A 19,380-nucleotide genomic window follows, 5' to 3' on the forward strand; every position below is an offset into this window, starting at 1 on the left:
GTTGTACGTCGCGGCAGTCGAGACCGGCTGGAGACGGGTGAGTTACGCGGGGAGCGAGCCGTCGCGGAGCAGCGTCCGGGCGGTCCAGATGACCCAGCCGCCGAACAGCGCCGCACCGACGGCCTCGGGCACGGCGAAGTAGGTCAAGGTGTCGCCGTCGCCGGTCCAGACCATCGCCTCGAGCAGCACCCAGACGACCCACTGGAGCAGCTGGAGGATGCCGAGCCACATCGTGACGAGCCCGAACGTCGGCGACCGGTCGAGCGCGGAGCCGGTGCCGAAGACGAGGAGCGCGACGGTCGCAAACAGGTAGAACCCCGCTGCGAACGGGAAGTGGAGGGCGTTCGCCGGACCGTCGATGTACGCGAAACCGATGCCGGTCATGGCCAGCAGTGCGACCACGAGGACGACGACACCGGCCTTCTCGATCCCGTTGACCGTCGCCGACCAGAGTCGGGCCGTGAACGGGAGGCCGACGATGCCGCCGAAGAGCAGGCCGCCGTTGAACAGGAGGAAGGCGAGCTGGTCCGCGGTGCCGACGGCGAGCAGGGCCTTCCCGTTCGCCTCGCCGACGCTCGACAGCGAGCGGCTCTGCCAGCTGAACAGCGGGTCGACGAGCGTCGCCAGCAGCAGGGTAGCGAGCGCGACGGTCGGGGCGACGAGTCCGAGGTACGTCACCGTTCGACGCGTGTCAGTCATGCAACCACCCTCCGGTCCCAGCATCAAATAGCTGCGTGAACTCCGGAGGGATGCACGAACCGTTTTACCGGGGGCGCTCCCACGCTGTCACATGTCCGGACTCGTGTTCTTCGGGAGCGAATCGTACGAGGAGACGGCCGCCTTCTACGTCGATGAGGTGGGGGCGGAGGTCTGGCTCGAACAGTCGGCGTGCACCATCCTGCAGTACGACAACCTGCTGTTCGGGTTCTGCGACGCCGACGAGACCGAGACCGAGGGGGTGCTCACGTTCGTCACCGAGGACCGCGACGGCGTCGACGCGTTCTACGACCGGTTCGCCGACCGGGCCCGCGACGAGCCGTCTGTGAACGACGCGTTCGACATCTACAACTTCTTCGCGACGGACCCGGACGGCCGGACGATGGAGTTCCAGACGTTCCGCCACGAGACGGAGCCGCTCTGACCCGGCCAGGTTTTTTGGCAAACCTAAAGTACGCCCATCGGTAAGCCAGAGGCGATGAGCGAGCACTCTCCGGCGGAATCGTCCGACGTGGACGACGGCGAATCAACCAGGGCAGACGACCCGCCGTTCACCTTCGACGACGTGGCGGTCGTGATGGGAACGTACAACGAGGAAGCGGCTATCGAACACGTGCTGACCGACATCGACGAGGTCACAGATGGCCGGGCCGAGGTCGTCTGCGTGGACGGCTCCGACGACGCCACCGCCGAGGTCGCCCGCGAGCACGGCGCGACCGTCATCGAGCAGGAGCCACAGGGCTACGGCGTCGCCGTCCGGGAGGCCGTCCTCGCGCCCGACCGGCCCATCGTCGTCACGACGGACTGCGACGACACCTACCCGATGGAGGCGCTCCCGCGGTTCCTCGACCTCGTCAACGAGGGCTACGACGTGGTCTCGGGCGACCGACTGCACCACGGGGCCGAGGCGATGCCCGCGTTCAACCGCCTCGGCAACCACGCCTTCGCGGCCCTGACGTCCGTGCTCATGGGCGAGCGCGTCCACGACACCACCACGGGGATGCGTGCCTACCGGCGGGAGGTCGTCCAGGACATCACCTGGACCGAGAACACCGGGCTCTCCGCAGAGCTGCTGATCCGCCCGGCGATGCGGGGCTACGACGTGGTCGAGACCCCCATCGAGTACGACGAGCGCCGCGGCGAGACGAAGCTCGACCCCATCGGGGGCGGCGCTGCCATCGGGAAGTCCATCCTGACGGTCTCGCTGTCCGAGCGCTTCCGGTTCTGAACCGGGGCTGTAATCGAGTTCTCCGAGCTGGCACCGGTCGTCAGCGTCCCGTTCAGCCAGACGCCGTCGAAGTGCTCGTCCGGGTGGTCGGGGAGGTAGGTCCCCTCCAGTCCGCAGTCGACCACGAGCCGGCAGACCGACGACGCGGGCGGCCAGACGACCTGGACGCCGTCGTCGGTCCGGCGGGCGTCGAACTCCTGCCGGTAGGTCAGGGTCGCGCCGCCCTCGTACGTCAGGACCACCGCGACGGCGAACTCCGTGGTGCCGTTCAGCGGCACCGAGCGGTCCCCGCCGAGCGCCTGGACGTCGTCGTCGGTCAGCCTGAGTCCGTCCGGACCGACGGTCCAGTTCGCGGCGAGGCTGCCGTCGACCGCTCCCTCGACGGCGAACTCGCGGACCTCGCCGTCGCCCTCCAGCCGGACGATGGCGCTGCTCGCACCGCGCGGGACGCCGACGCGTGTCGTCCCCGAGAGCTGCTCGCCGGAGCGCAGTTCGAGCCGTTCGAGCTTCCCGATGGGGCGGTCGGTCGCGTCCGGCACCCACTCGCCGTGGTACGTGAACCGGTACGGCGTCCGGTCACCCGTCGCCCGGAGCACCGCGAAGTCGCTCGTGGGGCCACGGTCGAGCGCGTACACCACGTCGCCGTCGTAGCCAGCGTCGTTGCGGAGCGTCTGGAACGGATGCGCGAGCCAGTCGCCGTACGGCGTCGGGACGAACACGACGGCGTCGTCGAACTCCTGTGCGAGCACCGGCTCGTAGATGGTCCCGTACTTCTCGGTGGTCTCGGCGTGCTCGGTGACGGGGGCGTCGAGCGCATCGCGCTCCGCGACGCCGACGGCCGGGAGCGAGACGACGAGCAACGCGGCGAGCACGACCCGTGCGGCGGTCTTCGAGCGGCGTGCGGTGACGGCCGCTCGGAGCCGGTCCGCGGCGGTGACGACGCCGAACGCGCCGAACGTCGCCAGCGGGACGACGAGGTCGAAGTGATAGAGCGGCCCGAACAGCGAGAGCAGCCCGTCACCCAGCTCGGACGGGCCCGAGCTGACGTTGTATGTCCCCCAGAACGCCAGGTTACCGACGCAGACCGCGGGCACGACAGCGAGCAGGAGCAGGGCGAGACAGTCGTCCGAGCAGTGCGGCCGGTCGAGCGTCGGCGAGCTGTCGGGGGCGACCAGCCGCCGCACCAGCCACGCGCCCGCCCCGCCGAGGAACGCGGCCGTCCCGAGCCAGCCGCCGACGGTCCACCGTGTCGCGGACTCCCAGAGGAGGACGAGGTTGGTCCGGACGGCGAGCGCGGGCGTGTACACGAGGTCGTGCTCCAGGATGCGCCGCTGGCCGAAGCCCAGGCCGTCGAGCGGTGCGAAGGCCGCGTACGGGAACACCAGCGGGTCGCCGGTCAGCAGCCAGTTGTAGCCGAGCGTGGTGAGCACGCCCACGAGGCCGAGTGCCGCGACGACGAGGTTCCGGGCGACGACGCCGTGCTGGAGGTACTCGTCCGTCGAGCCGTCCCGACGCCGGTACGCCGTCGCCAGCGTCCAGCAGGCGTGGCCGACGAACGGGAGCGCGAACAGCACGGCGGTGTACGGCCGGGCGAAGAACGCCAGCGCGACGGCGACGCCGGCCAGCACGGCGTACCGGCGCGAGTGACGGCGGTGAGCCCGGACGTAGGCGAGTGCGAACGCGAGGTTCAGCAGCGTCGCCGGCGCGTACGGCAGGAACACCGAGGTCGTAAGCAGGAACGTCGGCGTCAGCAGCACGAGCACGCCGGCGAGGAGGCCCACGCGTCGGTCGAACGCTTCCGTCCCGAGGGCGGCGGTGAGCGCGACGATGCCCGCCGCGACCGCGGCGAGGGACAGGCGGGGCTCGCCGAGCGCGAGCCCGAGCGCGAATATCGCCGACGGCACGGGCGCGTACTTCGGATACATCGACTCCCCGTCAGTGACGAAGAACCACGGGCGGAACGCCTCGGTCAGCCCGTCCGGCGGGTAGGCGTAGAGCTGGCCGTCGAGCAGCAGCGACGCCTGGTGGAGGTAGACCCCCTCGTCGTGGTTCGCCGAGTGGTACGGGAACAGCTCGGTGGCGACGACGAACACGACCGCCGCCGCGAGGGCGGCGAGCAGGAGGGATGGCACGCGGGTTCGCGTGAGAACGTCGGGGACGGAGCCGGCCATCGGTTCAGCTGAAGGAGCCGTCCTCGTCGGTGGCGGGGAACCAGGCGAGGTCGTGGTCCGCGGTCAGGTCGACCCGGACGGACTCGTCGAGGTCGACCTGGTCGGTGTGGTTGTGCATGCACTCGACGATGTCCCCGTTGTCCAGTTCGACCCGGTAGAGGATGGTCGGGCCGAGGTAGCGGCGGTAGACGACGCGGCCGTTGGGCACCTCGTCCGGGGCGAGCGGACGGGCCTGGATGTCGTCCGGGCGCACAAGCACGTCGATGCGGCTCCCCTCGTACTCGCCGGCGAGGCCGTGGATCATGCTGCGGTCGACGGGGCCGACGCCCGTCTCGACCTCGTCGCCGTGGACGTAGCCCGAGAGGAACGAGGCGTGGCCCAGGAAGCCCGCGACGAAGCGGGACTCGGGGTGCTGGAACACCTGCTCGGGGCGGCCGACCTGCTCGAGGTGGCCCTCGGACATCACGGCGACCCGGTCGGAGATACTCATCGCCTCCTCCTGGTCGTGCGTGACCGAGACCGCGGTGACGCCGGCCTCCTTCAGGATGCGGCGGACCTCCTCGCGCATCTCGACGCGGAGGTCCACGTCGAGGTTCGAGAACGGCTCGTCGAGCAGGAGGATCTTCGGCTCCGGCGCGAGCGACCGCGCGAGGGCGATGCGCTGTTGCTGGCCGCCGGAAAGCTCGTCGGGGTGTGCGTCGCGGTGGGACTGCAGGCCGACGAGGTCGAGCATCTCGTCGACGCGCGCCTGCGTCGCCTCCTCGTCCATATCCGTCAGGCCGAACGCCACGTTCTCCGCGGCGTTCATGTGTGGGAACAGTGCGAACTCCTGGAAGACGACGCCCACGCCGCGCTGCTCGGGCACGACGAAGCTCCCGCTGCCCGAGACGCGCTCGCCGTTGACCCGGATATCGCCGCCGTCGGGGCGTTCGAGCCCCGCGATGAGTCGGAGCGTCGTCGTCTTACCACAGCCCGACGGGCCGAGCAATGTCAGTATCTCGCCCTCGCGGACCGAGAGCGAGAGGCCGTCGATGACCGACTCGCTCCCGTACGACTTCGACACACCGTCGAGTTCGAGGACGGTCTCGCTCTCCTCGACGGACGGGCGTTCGTACACTGTCTCTACGTCTGCGGTGATAGTTGCGTCACTTGACATCGTATCCCTCCTGTGAGAGGATGACGAAGATGGAGACGGCGGAGACCCCGAGCAGGATGAGCGCCGGCACCGCGGCGTCGTAGAACGCCTGGGCGCGGTGAGCCTGCCAGACCGCAATCACCAGCGTCTCGTACCTCGTCGGGCGGAGCAGCAGCGTCACCGGCAGCTCCTTCATCGTCGTCAGGAACACCAGGGCCGCGCCGCCGAGCAGTCCCGGTGCGGCCAGCGGGAGCGTCACCGACCGGAACGCCCCGACCGAGCTGCGGCCCAGGGTCCGTGCGGCCTCGGGGAGCGCCGGGTTGACCTGCAGGAACGAGGCCCGGGTCGAGCCGACCGACTGCGGCAGGAACCGGACCACGTAGGCGAAGATGAGCAGCGGGAGCGCCTGGTTCAGGCTCGGGAACGTCCGCGTCGACAGGTAGATGAGGGCGAACGCGACGACGACACCCGGGGCGGCGTAGCCGAAGTAGCTGACGCGCTCGGTGAGCTTGCCGACGCGCGTGTCGTGGTTGGCCGAGAGGTACGCGATTGGCAGGCCCGCGATCGTCGCGACGACCGCCGCCGCGACGGAGAGCGTGAGCGAGTCGGTCAGGTTCGATAGCTCGAACGGGACGCGCCAGCCGGGCTCCGGCCCGGCGAGCAGCCAGCCGACCAGGATGAGCACCGGGAGGACGATGGAGACGAGTACGACGAGCGAGCAGAGCGCGAGCGCGGGCCACTTCCAGGGGCCGAGGCGGGCAAGCGACGCCTGGCCGCCCTGTCTGCCGCTCGCGAACTGCTCGTTGCTACGGGTGCGGTTCTCGACCGCCAGGATGACGGCAGTCACCGTCAGGAGCTGGAGCGAGAGGAGCGCGGCCCGGTCGAGACCGCTACCGCCCGTCGACGAGCCGCGTTGCGTCGCGGACTCGATGACCGTCGTGAACACGTTGTATCCCATGATAGCGGGGGTCCCGAAGTCCGAGAGGGCGTACAGCGCCGTCAGCAGCGCGCCGGCCGCGATGGCGGGCTGGAGCTGCGGGAGGACCACCCGACGGACCGCCTGCAGCCGGCTGTGACGGAGCGTGCGTGCCGCGTCGACGAGCGTCGTGTCGACGGTCTTCAGCCCGGCGCGGGCGGTGATGTAGACGTACGGGTACGTGTAGAGCGTGATGACGAGGACCGCACCCTCGAGACCGGTGACGTCCGGAATCTGGGGGACACCGAAGGGCGCGAGGAACTCGTTCACGTCGCCGCCCTCGCCGAACGCGCTCGTGAACACGAACGCGCCGATGTAGCTCGGGATGACGAGTGGCAGCGTGACGAGGACGGTCCAGACGCGTCGCCCGGGGAGGTTCGTCCGGACCGTCAGGTACGCGAGCGGGACGCCGAGCAGGATGGAGAAGACGGTGACACCGGCGACCATGATGGTGCTGTTGACGAACATGTCCACCGTCGTGTCGCGGGTGACGATCTCCAGCGCCCGGGAAAACGGGACGTTCGAGGCAGCGAGCAGCACCCAGATGAACGGACTGGCGACGGCGGCGGCGACGGCCGCACTGGCCAGCGAGAGGCCGAGGGGATAGGCACCGCTTTCGGTGCCCTCGTCGTCTGTCGCCGTCTCTGAGTCGTGCTGCTCGACTGCCATCACCTAGACCTGTATCCCCACCTCACGCATCAGATCGATAGTCGGCCCGATGTCGGAGAGCTGTGCGAGGTCGAAGTCGGGCGTCGCCAGTTCGTCGACGGGTGGGAGGTCGCCGACTGGTTCTACTTCGGGGATGAGTGGGTACTCGAATGTACGTGTTGCGAAGTACTCCTGGGCCTCGGCCGAGAGGAGGTGCCGGACGAAGTTCGTCGACATCGACTCGTCGCCCGTGCTGTCGACGACGGCCGCGCCGGCGACGTTGAAGATGGCACCGGCGTCGTTCTGCGTGAACGCCGTCCCGATGGGGGCGTCCTCGTCGTTCGCGAGGACGCGCTGGATGTAGTAGTGGTTCGCGAAGCCGGCGGTGAGCTCGCCGTTCGCGACCGCCCGGGAGACGATGAACTCGTCGCTGTAGCGGCTGACGCCGGCCTCGAGCATCCCCTCGAGCCACGCCTTCGTCTTCTCGCGGCCGGCCATCACGCGCATCGCGGTGAGGAAGCCCTGGAACGAGCCGTAGCTCGGTGCCCAGCCCATGTCGCTGGCGAAGTCGGTGTCGGGGATGGCGAAGATGTCCTCGGGTACGTCGGCGGCGGACAGCTCGCCCGTGTTGTACGGGATGGTCCGCGCGCGGCCGGAGGTGCCGACCCACGCGCCGCCGCCGGCGCGGTACTGCGTCGGGACGAGCTCCTGCACGTCGTCGGGGAGGGTGACCGTTCGGTCGGCGTCGGCGAGCAGGCCGAGTGCGCCGGCGTTGACGGAGAAGAACACGTCGGCTTCGCTGGCGGTCCCGGCGGTCTCGATCTGGTTTGCGAGGGTGGTGGACGCCTCGTAGCGCGTGTCGACGGTGAAGTCGTCGTACTGGTCCTCGATGTACGAGAGCAGCGGGTTGACGAGCGGTTCGCCACGGCCGGAGTAGAGCGTGAGCGTGCCGGACAGGTCGGGCATGTCGGCCATCGGCGTCCCGCCTGGGGCCGGTCGACCGTCCATCCCGGAGCCGATGAGGCCGAGGTCGCCGCTGCTGTCGTCGTTGTCGCCGGTCAGGGAACCGATGCAGCCCGCAGTCGCCGCGACACCCGCCGCCGATGCCGCCGCGAGGAAGCGGCGACGCCCGACGGGAGCGTCGGTCGTGTCGTGGTCGTTCTGGTTCATAGTTGGTTTAGGTCTACCTAAAGGATTTATAACTGCCGATACTGTTCAGTCGTCGGCCGTCGCCGGGACCGGTTCGTGGCCCGCCACGGGTGCGAGTTCGTCGAGGCAGTCGAGCCAGTCGAGGCAGTACTCGCCGACGTAGTTGAGGAACTCGCCGTTCTGGTAGTCGTCGAACTCGCCCTCCACGAGTGCGTCGGCCATGGCGGCCATGACGCCGGCGTAGGTGTCCGCCTCCGGGGCCTCGCCGTCCTCTGACGGCTCTGCCGTCCGGGCGGTCCGTGGACCCGACGGGTCCACGCTGTCGACGACCTCCCAGAAGTGCTCGTTACACTCCAGCCCGGCGACCTCGTTCGCGAGGTCGTCGAACGTCGAGCGCGGGGCCTTGTTGTGCTCGCAGAGCGGGTCCCCGTTGAGTATCTGCCCGCCGAGCAGGTCGGCCGCGCGCTTGAGGAACACGCCCGACCAGATGTCGTCGAAGCGGCCCACGTTCCACGGGTTGTCGTCCATCGGGCACTGGTAGAACGCCGGAACGACCTCGCGGCGGAACGCGAGGTTCATCGAGCAGACCGTGAGGTAGTTATCCTCGGCGGCGACGAACTGCTCGCCGAAGTCGTCCGCGCTGGTCCGGGTCTGTGCCTGGCCCTCCAGGTCGCCGTCCATCAGGATGCGGACGGCGTCGAGGTCGGGGACGTTCGTCCAGAGGCCCTGCGAGGCGACGACGTGGTCGACGGTCGTCGTGTCCGTCTCGACGGTCTCGTCCATCGCGGCGTAGGGGTAGCCACGCGGGTAGAGCCCGTGCTCGTCTGCGTTCTCGTAGAGGACGTTCACCCACTGCTCGTCGGAGGCGACGCGCTCTACCTCGCCCTCGTAGGCGAGGTTGGCCATGTGCTGGCCGAAGAAGTCGTGGTCCTCGTGGGGCAGCGTGTCGTCGTCGATGAAGAACCCGTACTCGAACTCGTTGTTCCAGAGGTAGAGCAGGCCGAAGGAGGTCTGGGCGTGGCTCGCCGCCGGGACGAGATGGCTGTACTCGCTGATGCCCTGTTCGTCGTACCACGCCTCGCGGTCGGATTCGTCGAACACGCGGCCGGAGACGTCGAGATCGTCGAGCATCTCGCGCATGGCCTCGGCGTTACAGAAGTCCTCTGTGACGAGGACGAAGTGGAGTCTGTCCGTCTCGAAGTCGTGGTCCCGCGCGTTCGCGACGTACGAGCGGACGCACTCGTACTCGCGGATGGTCGGGACGACGACACAGATGTCCTGACTGGTCATCGCTTACCCGAACTCTGTTTAGGGCGGCCTAAAAGCGTGTCTATTTAGGTTCGCCTAAATGGGGGCTCCCGCCTCCTTCGGGAAGGCCGCCCGGGCCCAGAATATCCGGGTCCGGGTGCTACCACTCCGCCACGACGTCGCCGATGCAGCCCTCGCCGGGCTCGTAGTAGGAGAAGTGGTCGGTGACGTAGTCGACGTTGTGGTCCTGGTAGTTGCCGGGCTGGGCCCCCTCACAGCCCTCCTCGCCCACGGCGGAGTCGAACTCGGCGGTCGTGTACGCCCAGTTGAGCACGTCGTCCCCGTCCTTCCAGTAGTTGTCGACCTGCCCGACCGCGTCCGCGAGGTCCGGGCCGTAGCGGCCGCCGGCCGAGACGGCGTCGTTGTCGGCCGCACCGCCGAGCAGCGAGACCGACTGGACGGCCTCGGTGACGCCGTTCGCGTTCAACACCTCGACGCAGCGGAGCGTCACCCGCGCGCCGAGCGAGTGACAGACCAGCCGGATGGTCGTGTCGGGGTTGGCCTGCCGGTAGTCCTCGACGAAGTTCGCGAGCTTCTTGCCGTTCTCCTCGGCGATCTCGGTGGAGTCCCACCAGCCGAACACGCTGGAGTCCGAGTCCCAGCTGAACCCGATGACGGCGCGGTCGTAGCCGCTGTCCCGGTAGGACGCCTCGGCCGTCTGGAACCCCTCGATGGCGCTGTCCGGCTCGTTCATCCAGCCGTGGACGTGGACGAGGAACTCGTCCGGTGCTGCCGAGTCGAGACCCGGGATGTCGCCGGCGGTGTCGTAGTCCCACTCGGTGTGTCCGTCGGTCAGATACACCGACCCGTACCAGGTGATGTCGTAGTGCCCTCGCGTGGTCACCCGCGGATACGTGTCCGTGGCCGCCGCCGTGCCCGTTGCGCCGACCGCGAGCCCGGTCCCGGCTGCTGCGGTGGCTGCGGTACCGAGGAACCGTCGTCGGCCGACGTTCTGTGCCCCATGTTGCCTGCTGTCATGCCCGTGTGACATCACCAACCGCAACTGCCGGTGAGGATTTAAAACCTGGTGGACGGTCGGGGAATAAAAGTTGAGTCGGTTCTCGAGCAAAACACCACGCAGTACTGGCGTGACTGGGGAACGCCGACGCGTCCACAGACCGGGAGTGACCGGCCCGACCTGTACCGTTATTCGGGGAGGTCGTCGATGAGGACGACCGCCTCACCGTCGACGACGACCCGCTCGTCGTCGTCGTCCTCGATGACCGTCGAGAGCCGGTACTGGCCGTTGCCGAGGTCCTCCAGGACCTCGACCGTCGCGGTCACCCGGTCGCCGATGCCGACGGGTGCCTCGAAGGTCAGCTCCTGCGAGAGGTAGATCGTGAGGCCGGGGAGTCGGGCCAGCGCCGCACTCACGAGCCCCGAGACGAGCGTCCCGTGGGCGATCCGGCCGCCGAAGCGCGTGGTGGCGGCGAACTCGTCGTCGAGGTGGAGTCTGTTCGTGTCACCGCTGGCGGCCGCGAACGCGCGGACGTCGTCCTCGCTGAGGTGCTTCGAGAACACGACGGTGTCGCCGACGGTGATGTCCGCAGCACGCTCGACGGTCCGTTCGAAGGTCCAGTCGGCGTGTTCGTACGTCACGGACGAAACTGACGGCTCCACTATCTCGTCCTCGTCCGTCGCTGTGGTCTCCTCCGTGTCCAGCTTCGACGATTCCACACCTGGTGCGAACGCCGCGAAGGCCGCTCGGTTCGCCGCCGTCGCCCCCTTGACGGCGTTCTCCGCGAAACTGGTCCACGCCGTCGCCATCGCCGCAAATGGCGACGCGACGCGAGTCTCCTCTTCACTCATACCCGCCTCCTAAGACAGGCGTGCGTATCACTCCTTTGGCTCTGCCAAGGCCTGCAGGGTCTCTGGGTCCGTTCTCGGTTGATAGGCCTGTGTGGTACGTTGCCCACCGGAGGTCTCGGTCCGTCACCGGACAGTCCAGTTCCACTCAATACCATTCAATGGCTCTCGTTGGTTCTCAGCGGAATCTTTATGCTCCCGGGCGGTGTAGTACTGGTTGATGACGGACGATTCGCCGCAGATGCCGTGGTCCCCGTTCATGCTCCAGCAGATGCAGGAGCAGATGCAGGAGGCGAGCGAGCAGATGATGGGGTCCCAATCGGAGCTGTGGGAACAGTTCCTCAAGAGTGGGGCCGGCGGGTCGGACACGATGTCCGACCTGACCGCGATGAGCCGCGGCGCGGCGATGTTCAAGACCCGCGTCCAGAGCAGCGGTCGCATCAGCATACCCGACGCCGAGCGCGAGGCGCTCGACATCGGTGAAGGCGACATCGTCCAGACGATAGTCATCCCAGTCAAACGCAACAACAGTGATTCCAATGAGTGAAACTACCCAGAACCCGATGAAGCCCGTCTTCCAGATGCAGCGCACGATGCTCGAGAGCAGCCAGCAGGCGACTCACGACGTCGTCGAGGCGCAGAAGGAGGCGGTCACCCAGATGACCGAGTCCGTCGAGCAGTACCAGACGCTCAGCGAGCAGAACGCCGAGCTGTCGAAGAAGGCGGTCCACGCGTACTTCGACGCCGTCGAGTCCATGATGCCCGAGGGCTCCGTGGACTTCGAGGAGTTCGAGCAGATGCTCGACGAGCAGTACGACGCGCTCACCGAGAACCAGGCCCAGATGATGGAGGCGGCCCTCGAGACGATGGAGGAGAACGCCGACGCCTTCGACCAGTACGCGGACAGCTACACCGAGGTCGTCGACAGCTCCTTCGACTCCTTCCTCGAGGCGCACGAGCGCATGGAAGCGAGCTTCGAGGACGCGAGCGAGCAGCTCGAGGACGCGACCGAGGAGCTCTCGGCCTGAGCGCCCGACGAGACCTTTTATAACCAGCAACACCCATCTTTAGACAATGACAGACTCATACCCCCAATCGACGGTGCCGACCGAGTGGAACGACTTCGTCTCGCGAATGAACGAGCAGTTCTTCGAGGCGATGGAGAAGAACATGGAAGCGCAGGCGGAGTTCGTGGAACAGTGGTCCGAGACGGTCGAAGGGACCGGCGCGGAGATGGGCGACCTCGACGAGAGCGTCGAGGGCTACAAGCGCGCCTACGAGGCCTGGATGGACGCCGCCGAGCAGATGGTAGAGCGGACCGAGGACGGCATGCAGGGCGAGGAGGTCGAGGCGGAGGAGTTCCGCGACATCTGGCTCAACACCGCGAACCAGGCGTTCAAGGAGGTCATGTCCACGAGCGCGTTCGCCGCCTGGACCGGCTCCAGCGTCGGCCAGATGCTCGAGATGCAACAGCAGGCCGACGAGACCGCCCAGGACACGCTCCACACACTCGGCTTCGCCACGGAGGGCGACGTCGTCGAGATCGGCGACCGCCTCGTCGAACTCGAACGCCGCCAGCACGCTGTCGAACAGAAGCTCGACCGCGTCCTCGAGCACCTGGAGGAGTAAGATGCAGAACCCGTTCGCAGCAACACTCGACATGCAGCGCCAGGCCTGGGAGAACGCCGCCGAGGCGTTCGAGAAGGCCGGCGTCGCACCCGACCGCGCCGACACCATCCAGGACGTCGACGTCGGCGAGACGCCGAGCGAGGTCGTCTACGAGGAGAACAAGCTCCGGCTGCTCCACTACGAGTCCCGCACGGACGAGCAGGAGCCGGTGCCGATCCTCATCGTCTACGCGCTCATCAACCGGCCGTACATCCTCGACCTGCAGCCCGACCGGTCGGTCATCCGGACGCTGCTCGACAACGGCTACGACGTGTACATGATCGACTGGGGCGAGCCGTCGAACCTCGACCGCTCGCTCACGCTCGACGACTACGTCAACCGCTACATCGACAACTGCGTCGACGAGGTCCGCCACCGCTCCGGCCAGGACGCCGTCAACGTGCTCGGCTACTGCATGGGCGGCACGATGTCGACGATGTACGCCGCGCTCCACCCCGAGAAGGTCCACACGCTCGCCCTGATGGCTGCCGGCCTCTGCTTCGCCGGCGACTCCGGGGTGCTGGAGCTCTGGGGTGCGGAGGACTTCTACGACCCCGAGAAGGTGACCGACACCTTCGGGAACGTTCCCGCGGAGTTCCTCGACGTCGGCTTCGCACTGATGGACCCCGTCCAGAACTACGTCACGAAGTACGTCCGGTTCTACGAGAACATGGAGGACGAGGACTTCGTGGAGAACTTCGCACGGATGGAGGAGTGGCTCGGCGACGGCATCGACGTCGCGGGCGAGACCTACAACGAGTTCATCCGCGACATCTACCAGGAGAACAAGCTCATGAACAACGAGCTGTCCCTGGGCGGCGAGCACGTCGACATCGACAACATCCAGATGCCCGTGCTCCAGATCGTCGCCGAGTACGACCACCTCATCCCGCCGGAGGCGTCCAAGCCGTTCAACGACGTGCTCACGACGGACGACAAGACCATCATGGAGTTCCCGACGGGGCACATCGGGATGTCCGTCTCCTCGCGGAGCCACGCCGAACTCTGGCCCGACGTCTGCGACTGGTTCGGCGAGCGCATGGTCGACGACACCGGCGACGTGTCGACGACCCCCGTCGACGTCGAATCCGGCGCCGACGCGGCCGCGACCGAGGAGGACGAGGATTCGAGCGTCGAGATCGAGGTCGAGGGCACCGAAGCACCGGACCTCGAGGATATCGACGGTATCGGCCCGGCGTACGCACAGCGCCTGCGCGACGCCGGCGTCGACTCCGTCGCCGCGCTCGCGGCGGCCGACGCGGTCGAGCTCGCGGAGACGAGCGAGCTGCCGGTCTCCCGCGTCGAGGACTGGATCGAAACGGCGACCGACCACACCGCCTAAGCGGGTCGACCACACCGCTGACGCGTCCGGCACACGCCACCGTCGACCGACCGTCTCGGACGGAACGGTGGCCGCTGCCGACTGGGATTCTATCGTTTCACCGCCCGTGAGTCCTGAGGAATATTTAAGTCTGTTTTTCGTGAACTACGTACATGGACGGGCGACCGGTGCCGGGCACTTCCCGCCACGCGAGTCGTCCGCGCCCTGGAACTCATCATGCACATGGACGGACGCACATGCGTCATCACAGGCGCAGGACGCGGCATCGGACGCGGCATCGCCGAACACCTCGGCCGAGAGGGGGCGAACGTCGTGGTCAACTACCGGTCGTCGTCGGAATCGGCGGAGTCGGCCTGCGAGACGATACGGCGCGAGGGTGGCGACGCCATCGCCTCGCAGGCTGACGTGACCGACATCGTCGAGGTCGAGGCGATGCGCGAGGAGGCCCACGACGCGTTCGGCTCCGTCGACGTCCTCGTCAACAACGCGGGCATCACGAAGGACACCCGGTTCGTGAAGATGTCGCGCGAGGACTGGGACACGGTGATGGACGTGAACCTCGGGGGGATGTTCAACTGCACCAAGACGTTCTACGACGATATCTGGGGTGCCGAGGAGGGGCGGCTTATCAACATCTCCTCCATCGTCGGGAAGCAGGGGAACTTCGGTCAGGCGAACTACGCCGCCGCCAAGGCCGGGATGTTCGGCTTCACCCGGACCATCGCCATCGAACTCGCGAGCGGCGGTTCGACCGCGAACTGTGTCGCCCCCGGCTTCACCCGGACCGACATGCTCGAGAGCGTCCCCGAGGATGTCAAAGAGCGCATCGTCTCGCAGATCCCGCTCGGACGGTTCGCGGAGATAGAGGACATCGCCGCCATCGTCCGGTTCCTGGCGAGCGAGGAGTCCTCGTACATCACCGGTGAGGTCATCGACGCCAACGGCGGGATGGACCTGTAGTCGGTCGCCTGCGTCGTCCATCCCTCTCGGGCGACCGCACGTTCCGGAGCCGGTGCTCTCACTCCGGTTCGTAGATGTACGAGGTGTAGGCGTCGACGTCGTAGAACAGGGTCCCCGGCGGGAGCCCTCGCAGCCGCCAGAGGACGAACAGGTCGCCGACCGCACCGCCGGTGTTCAGGACGAGCCCGAACCAGACGAACGGCACGTGCGGCCCCGGAACCAGGAGCAGGGCGACCCCGAGGGGTGTGAGCACTGCGAGCGGCGCGGCCACGGCGACGGCGAGCTGCCGCCGCGTCTGGAACTGCTCGAAGATGGCCGTGTAGAACGCGCCGAGCCGCGGGGCGACACCGAAGGAGACACGGAACCCGAGCGCCCGGAACGCGAGCCCGTGGACGAGCTCGTGGAGGACGACGGTCCCGACGAGCGAGACGACGAACACCGTCCCGAACTCGGTCCCGTCGACGCTGAGCGTGAACCCCTCGGCGGTCTCCTCGAAGACGAGGAACGGGAACGCCGTCTCGGCGCCGCTCGTCGTGGTGGCCAGCCAGGCGAAGACGGCGAGCCCGACCGGTGCGACGACGACCGAGAGCAGGGTGAGCGTCAGCGCGGAGTAGCGGAACGGCGTCCCGGCGCGGTAGCCGGCCCGCACGGGAGGTTCGTACCCGTCACTGCCGGGTGGTACCGGTGGCTCATCGGTGGCAGTTGCGGCGGCATCGATAGCCGAGCCGTCCGGTGACGACGACATGAAACGGTGGTCTGTCTCCGGGAACAAATCTGTTCGGGGGCGGCCGTGGTCGGGGAGACAGCCCCCCGCGGTTCAGCGGACCTCGTTCATCGTCGCCACGGTCCGCAGGTCGGAGAACCGCTGCTGCATGTCTAGCTCGTCCTCCAGCGCGGTGAGCGCGGATTCGAGTGGCACGTCGAGCTCGTAGGAGTAGAAGTTCCCGCGCGAACCGGAGCGGTTCTCCCGGGCGGTGAGGATGCCCAGCATCCGCAGGTCCGAGAGGTGGTTGTGGACCGAGCGCTGGGCGAGGCTGTCGACGCCGTAGCCGTCGCAGATGTCCAGGTAGCGGTCGTAGATGGCCCGGCTTCGGCCGGGGGTGTCGCCCTCCGCGGCGATGGAGACGACCGCCAGCAGCGCGAGGTGGCCGTGCTGGGTGAGCTGGCGGATACCCTCCTCGACACGCTCGCGTTCGAGTTCGTGCCGCGCCGCCTCGACGTGGCGCTCCGAGACGCGGTCGTCGTCGCCGTTCTCGGCCTGCTCGGCCGCGAGCAGGAGGAGGTCGAGCGCCTGTCGTGCGGAACCACGGTCCTTCGCGGCGAGTGCCGCACAGAGTCGGACGACGGCCTCGTCGTAGGTGTCCTCACGCAGCGCGATCTCGGCGCGCGAGGAGAGGATGTTCGTCAGCTCCTGGGCGTTGTACGGTGGGAACTGGAGTTCGCGCTCACAGAGCGTGTCCTGGACGCGGGGGTCGAGCTGGTCGCGGAACTTGAAGTCGTTCGAGATGCCGATGATGCCGACCTTCGCGTCCTCGAGGTCACCCTTCGACCGGGCCCGGGGGAGCTCGTACAGTAGCTCGTCGCGGTCGCCGATGGCGTCGATCTCGTCGAGGACGAGCAGGATGGTGCCGCCGACCTCGTCGAGCTCCTCGTAGAGCTTGTTGAAGACGGTCTGCTGTGGGTAGCCCGTGGTGGATATCTCTCCGCCGTCGGGCCGCAGCTCGTTGACCAGTTCGACCGCGACCTGGTACGACGACGAGAGTGGCTTGCAGTTGAGTGAGACGACGGAGAGGTCCACGTCGTCGTACTCCTCGACGTCGTCCTGTAGCAACGACAGCAGGTACTCGGTGACGGCGGTCTTCCCGACGCCGGTGTTGCCGTAGAGGAAGACGTTGTTGGGTTCCCAGCCGTCGACGACCGGTTGGAGCGCGTCCATGTACGCCTCTATCTCCTCGTCCCGCTCTTCGATGCTGTCGGGCTGGTAGCTCTCCCGAAGAGCGTCCTTGTTTGCGAAGATGGCGCGCTTGCGCTCGAACCGGCGCATACCCTTCCGGTGTGACTCCGGGTATAAAAGAACCTCCTTTGCAAGTGATTCAAGTGTTTCGTGTGAACCGTCACGGTCGTTCACGTCCACAATCGACCCGCGCGCTGGTTGGTCACACGACTCACACCCCTCACAGACACCACTGTTGCAAGTGAAGCTAGGAAGGAAGGGGTACCTAGTAGGAGAACACACCACGACTTCTGGTGAAGCGTTGACAGCTGTTCCCCCCGGCTGGGACGGCCGACTGTCGCCGAGGGACACACCCACCACGTTTACAAGTGAAGATTGTGTTTTGAGGGCCTGAAAGGAGGTATGATGCCGGTTTCGGGATATCTTCGAGGAACTCGGGAGTCCACCCCCTCCCCCACCTGACACCGGTTTCACTCGCAACGGTGGTGTCTCTGTGTCAGGGCCCACCCCCACCCTCGTCCCGCTTCACTTGCAACGGTGGTGTCTCTCTCCCCCTGCAGCCACCGGCGACCGTCGCGTGAGCCGTATGGGTGTTCACTCGCAACGGTGGTGGGGGTGCGAAGGTCGACTGGCCCGCTTCACTTGCAAGGGTGGGGGGAGAGACCGGGGGACTGCGCCGCGGTGGCGAGGTGACCCACCGATGCGGCATGGCTCTCGCTACCGGCGTCGTCGAGCACGTGGCTGCGCAAGACGTGGGAGTGACGGGAATAACTAAACCGATGCCACGAGTGGAACCGGCTATGGACCGTGTAGCAGTCATCGGCGCCTCGATGACCAAGTTCGGACAACGGGACTCGTGGGTGATGGACCTGCTCGCCGAGGCGGGGACGGCCTGCCTCGACGACGCCGGGGTCGCACCCGACGAGGTCGAGCACCTGTACGTCTCGAACATGGCAAGCGGGGAGTTCGAGGGACAGACGGGAGTGATGAACGCCCTGGCGCACGACCTCGACGTGCTGCCGGCCTACAGCCAGCGGGTCGACCAGACATCCTCCTCCGGCGGGGCGGGCATCTACGCGGCGTGGCAGTCCGTCGCCTCCGGCGCGTCCGACATGACGCTGCTCGTCGGCGGCGAGAAGATGACCCACCGGACGACCGGCGAGGCCACGGACGTCATCGCCTCCATCACGCACCCGGTCGAGTACAAGCACGGCGTCACGCTGCCGAGCTTCGCCGGCCTCACCGCGCGGCACTACCTGGAGCGGTACGACGCGCCGCGGGAGTCGCTCGCGAAGGTCGCCGTGAAGAACCACAAGAACGGCCTGGACAACCCGCACGCGCAGTTCCAGAAGGAGGTCGACCTGAAGACGGTGATGGAGTCGCCCATCGTCGCCGACCCCCTCCGGCTGTACGACTTCTGTCCCATCACGGACGGCAGCGCGGCGCTCATGTTCTGCCCCGAGTCCGTGGCCGAGCAGTACACCGACGACTACGCCGTCGTGACCGGTGTCGCGGGCGCGACGGACACCCACGTGGTCCACGAGCGCGAGGACCCCACCGTGATGGGCGGCGTCGTCGAGTCCGGCAAGCAGGCCTACGAGATGGCCGACCTCGGACCCGAGGACGTGGACGTGGCCGAGCTCCACGACATGTTCACCATCCTCGAGTTCCTCCAGATGGAGGGCCTCGGGTTCGCGGAGCCGGGCACGGCGTGGGAGCGCGTCGAGGCCGGCGAGACGGAGATGGACGGCGAACTCCCCATCAACACATCCGGCGGGCTGAAGTCGAAGGGCCACCCGCTCGGCGCGAGCGGGGTCGCACAGGGCTACGAGATCTACGCCCAGCTCGTCGGTGAGGCGGGCGACCGCCAGGTCGACGCGGACGTCGGGCTCGCATGCAACGTCGGCGGGTTCGGGAACTGCGTCATCACCACCATCATGGAGGCAGCAGCATGACGATGGAAGCCTACCGGTACGACGACGGCAGCATCACCTACCCGGGCCACACCATCGGCCCGAACGGCAGCGAACCGGTCGGGACGGTCGACCTCAGCGAGTACGAGGGCGAGGTCGTCACCTGGACGAACTCGACGGCGACCCCGCCGGGGGTCCGCCAGCCCAACGCGCTCGCAATCGTCGAGTTCGACGTCGACGGCGAGTCAGTCCGCGCCATCGGGCAGCTGACGACCGACGACGTCGAGACCGGCGATACGGTTCGCCCCGTCTACGCCGAGGAGCTTCGCGACCCCGAGGCCGGCATCAAGGAACCGGAGAGCCAGGACTGGGACGGCTACCGGTTCGAACCCGTCTAGGTCGTCT

18 protein-coding genes and 1 pseudogene are annotated in these 19,380 nt (G+C 67.6%); 9 read left to right on the forward strand and 10 right to left on the reverse strand.

Going from position 1 to position 19,380, the window contains the following annotated elements:
- Window positions 1–42: 42 nt before the first annotated feature.
- Window positions 43–699, reverse strand: a complete 657-nt coding sequence (locus BLT27_RS03550) for a hypothetical protein (protein WP_089731657.1) — start codon at window positions 697–699, stop codon at window positions 43–45.
- A gap of 91 nt (window positions 700–790) precedes the next feature.
- On the opposite strand from BLT27_RS03550, the gene BLT27_RS03555 reads away from it, so the two are divergent.
- Both BLT27_RS03555 and BLT27_RS03560 read left to right on the forward strand, forming a co-directional pair.
- Complete coding sequence (locus tag BLT27_RS03555; protein WP_089731658.1) at window positions 791–1,141, forward strand: VOC family protein; 351 nt, start codon at window positions 791–793, stop codon at window positions 1,139–1,141.
- Window positions 1,142–1,195: 54 nt separating this feature from the next.
- On the forward strand, window positions 1,196–1,945 hold the full coding sequence (locus BLT27_RS03560; RefSeq protein WP_089731659.1) for a dolichyl-phosphate hexose transferase: 750 nt from the start codon (window positions 1,196–1,198) through the stop codon (window positions 1,943–1,945).
- A gap of 203 nt (window positions 1,946–2,148) precedes the next feature.
- On the opposite strand, the pseudogene BLT27_RS20605 reads toward BLT27_RS03560, so the two are convergent.
- The 7 genes and pseudogenes from BLT27_RS20605 to BLT27_RS03595 form a co-directional block, all read right to left on the reverse strand.
- A pseudogene (locus BLT27_RS20605) lies at window positions 2,149–4,116 on the reverse strand (ArnT family glycosyltransferase); the annotation flags it as partial.
- Window positions 4,117–4,120: 4 nt separating this feature from the next.
- Window positions 4,121–5,272 (reverse strand): ABC transporter ATP-binding protein, encoded by a 1,152-nt coding sequence (locus tag BLT27_RS03570; RefSeq protein WP_089731660.1) that lies wholly within the window; start codon window positions 5,270–5,272, stop codon window positions 4,121–4,123.
- On the reverse strand, window positions 5,262–6,896 hold the full coding sequence (locus BLT27_RS03575; RefSeq protein ID WP_089731661.1) for an ABC transporter permease: 1,635 nt from the start codon (window positions 6,894–6,896) through the stop codon (window positions 5,262–5,264). The genes BLT27_RS03570 and BLT27_RS03575 overlap by 11 nt, the downstream gene beginning before the upstream one ends.
- A 3-nt stretch (window positions 6,897–6,899) precedes the next feature.
- On the reverse strand, window positions 6,900–8,045 hold the full coding sequence (locus BLT27_RS03580; RefSeq protein WP_089731662.1) for an extracellular solute-binding protein: 1,146 nt from the start codon (window positions 8,043–8,045) through the stop codon (window positions 6,900–6,902).
- 45 nt (window positions 8,046–8,090) lie between these two features.
- Window positions 8,091–9,314 (reverse strand): alpha-1 4-glucan-protein synthase, encoded by a 1,224-nt coding sequence (locus BLT27_RS03585; protein WP_089731663.1) that lies wholly within the window; start codon window positions 9,312–9,314, stop codon window positions 8,091–8,093.
- A gap of 118 nt (window positions 9,315–9,432) precedes the next feature.
- The gene (locus BLT27_RS03590; protein WP_089731664.1) at window positions 9,433–10,323 is read right to left on the reverse strand and encodes a DUF726 domain-containing protein; all 891 of its coding nucleotides are present in this window, start codon (window positions 10,321–10,323) and stop codon (window positions 9,433–9,435) included.
- A 155-nt stretch (window positions 10,324–10,478) separates the two neighbouring features.
- Window positions 10,479–11,141, reverse strand: coding sequence for a MaoC family dehydratase (locus BLT27_RS03595; RefSeq protein WP_368086022.1), 663 nt, complete (start codon window positions 11,139–11,141; stop codon window positions 10,479–10,481).
- Between the two features lie 217 nt (window positions 11,142–11,358).
- Between BLT27_RS03595 and BLT27_RS03600 the strand changes: the two genes are divergently transcribed.
- From BLT27_RS03600 to fabG, 5 genes are all read left to right on the forward strand, one after another.
- Complete coding sequence (locus BLT27_RS03600) at window positions 11,359–11,685, forward strand: AbrB/MazE/SpoVT family DNA-binding domain-containing protein (RefSeq protein ID WP_089731666.1); 327 nt, start codon at window positions 11,359–11,361, stop codon at window positions 11,683–11,685.
- Window positions 11,678–12,166, forward strand: coding sequence for a hypothetical protein (locus tag BLT27_RS03605; RefSeq protein ID WP_089731667.1), 489 nt, complete (start codon window positions 11,678–11,680; stop codon window positions 12,164–12,166). The genes BLT27_RS03600 and BLT27_RS03605 overlap by 8 nt, the downstream gene beginning before the upstream one ends.
- 46 nt (window positions 12,167–12,212) lie before the next feature.
- Window positions 12,213–12,767 (forward strand): poly(R)-hydroxyalkanoic acid synthase subunit, encoded by a 555-nt coding sequence (locus BLT27_RS03610; RefSeq protein ID WP_089731668.1) that lies wholly within the window; start codon window positions 12,213–12,215, stop codon window positions 12,765–12,767.
- A gap of 1 nt (window position 12,768) precedes the next feature.
- Window positions 12,769–14,148: a class III poly(R)-hydroxyalkanoic acid synthase subunit PhaC gene (gene phaC, locus BLT27_RS03615; protein WP_089731669.1), complete on the forward strand. Its 1,380-nt coding sequence runs from the start codon at window positions 12,769–12,771 to the stop codon at window positions 14,146–14,148.
- Between the two features lie 216 nt (window positions 14,149–14,364).
- Window positions 14,365–15,108 carry a 3-oxoacyl-ACP reductase FabG gene (gene fabG, locus BLT27_RS03620; protein ID WP_089731670.1) on the forward strand — a complete coding sequence of 248 codons (744 nt, stop codon included), beginning with the start codon at window positions 14,365–14,367 and terminating at the stop codon, window positions 15,106–15,108.
- 58 nt (window positions 15,109–15,166) lie between these two features.
- Here fabG and BLT27_RS03625 read toward each other — a convergent pair whose 3' ends face one another.
- Both BLT27_RS03625 and BLT27_RS03630 read right to left on the reverse strand, forming a co-directional pair.
- The gene (locus tag BLT27_RS03625; RefSeq protein WP_089731671.1) at window positions 15,167–15,853 is read right to left on the reverse strand and encodes a DUF3267 domain-containing protein; all 687 of its coding nucleotides are present in this window, start codon (window positions 15,851–15,853) and stop codon (window positions 15,167–15,169) included.
- A gap of 72 nt (window positions 15,854–15,925) precedes the next feature.
- Window positions 15,926–17,152 carry an orc1/cdc6 family replication initiation protein gene (locus BLT27_RS03630; RefSeq protein ID WP_089731672.1) on the reverse strand — a complete coding sequence of 409 codons (1,227 nt, stop codon included), beginning with the start codon at window positions 17,150–17,152 and terminating at the stop codon, window positions 15,926–15,928.
- A gap of 710 nt (window positions 17,153–17,862) precedes the next feature.
- On the opposite strand from BLT27_RS03630, the gene BLT27_RS03635 reads away from it, so the two are divergent.
- Window positions 17,863–19,017, forward strand: a complete 1,155-nt coding sequence (locus tag BLT27_RS03635; RefSeq protein WP_089731673.1) for a thiolase family protein — start codon at window positions 17,863–17,865, stop codon at window positions 19,015–19,017.
- The gene (locus BLT27_RS03640) at window positions 19,014–19,373 is read left to right on the forward strand and encodes an OB-fold domain-containing protein (protein WP_089731674.1); all 360 of its coding nucleotides are present in this window, start codon (window positions 19,014–19,016) and stop codon (window positions 19,371–19,373) included. Before BLT27_RS03635 ends, BLT27_RS03640 begins: the two co-directional genes overlap by 4 nt.
- Window positions 19,374–19,380 lie beyond the last annotated feature (7 nt).

The sequence above is a fragment of the Haloarchaeobius iranensis genome (assembly GCF_900103505.1).
Taxonomy (GTDB): Archaea; Halobacteriota; Halobacteria; order Halobacteriales; family Natrialbaceae; genus Haloarchaeobius; species Haloarchaeobius iranensis.

Coding starts and splice junctions, on each gene's coding strand:
- BLT27_RS03550 (WP_089731657.1), bottom strand. CDS start 699: ATGACTGACACGCGTCGAACGGTGACGTACCTCGGACTCGTCGCCCCG.
- BLT27_RS03555 (WP_089731658.1), top strand. CDS start 791: ATGTCCGGACTCGTGTTCTTCGGGAGCGAATCGTACGAGGAGACGGCC.
- BLT27_RS03560 (WP_089731659.1), top strand. CDS start 1,196: ATGAGCGAGCACTCTCCGGCGGAATCGTCCGACGTGGACGACGGCGAA.
- BLT27_RS03570 (WP_089731660.1), bottom strand. CDS start 5,272: ATGTCAAGTGACGCAACTATCACCGCAGACGTAGAGACAGTGTACGAA.
- BLT27_RS03575 (WP_089731661.1), bottom strand. CDS start 6,896: ATGGCAGTCGAGCAGCACGACTCAGAGACGGCGACAGACGACGAGGGC.
- BLT27_RS03580 (WP_089731662.1), bottom strand. CDS start 8,045: ATGAACCAGAACGACCACGACACGACCGACGCTCCCGTCGGGCGTCGC.
- BLT27_RS03585 (WP_089731663.1), bottom strand. CDS start 9,314: ATGACCAGTCAGGACATCTGTGTCGTCGTCCCGACCATCCGCGAGTAC.
- BLT27_RS03590 (WP_089731664.1), bottom strand. CDS start 10,323: ATGTCACACGGGCATGACAGCAGGCAACATGGGGCACAGAACGTCGGC.
- BLT27_RS03595 (WP_368086022.1), bottom strand. CDS start 11,141: ATGAGTGAAGAGGAGACTCGCGTCGCGTCGCCATTTGCGGCGATGGCG.
- BLT27_RS03600 (WP_089731666.1), top strand. CDS start 11,359: ATGACGGACGATTCGCCGCAGATGCCGTGGTCCCCGTTCATGCTCCAG.
- BLT27_RS03605 (WP_089731667.1), top strand. CDS start 11,678: ATGAGTGAAACTACCCAGAACCCGATGAAGCCCGTCTTCCAGATGCAG.
- BLT27_RS03610 (WP_089731668.1), top strand. CDS start 12,213: ATGACAGACTCATACCCCCAATCGACGGTGCCGACCGAGTGGAACGAC.
- phaC (WP_089731669.1), top strand. CDS start 12,769: ATGCAGAACCCGTTCGCAGCAACACTCGACATGCAGCGCCAGGCCTGG.
- fabG (WP_089731670.1), top strand. CDS start 14,365: ATGCACATGGACGGACGCACATGCGTCATCACAGGCGCAGGACGCGGC.
- BLT27_RS03625 (WP_089731671.1), bottom strand. CDS start 15,853: ATGTCGTCGTCACCGGACGGCTCGGCTATCGATGCCGCCGCAACTGCC.
- BLT27_RS03630 (WP_089731672.1), bottom strand. CDS start 17,152: ATGCGCCGGTTCGAGCGCAAGCGCGCCATCTTCGCAAACAAGGACGCT.
- BLT27_RS03635 (WP_089731673.1), top strand. CDS start 17,863: ATGGACCGTGTAGCAGTCATCGGCGCCTCGATGACCAAGTTCGGACAA.
- BLT27_RS03640 (WP_089731674.1), top strand. CDS start 19,014: ATGACGATGGAAGCCTACCGGTACGACGACGGCAGCATCACCTACCCG.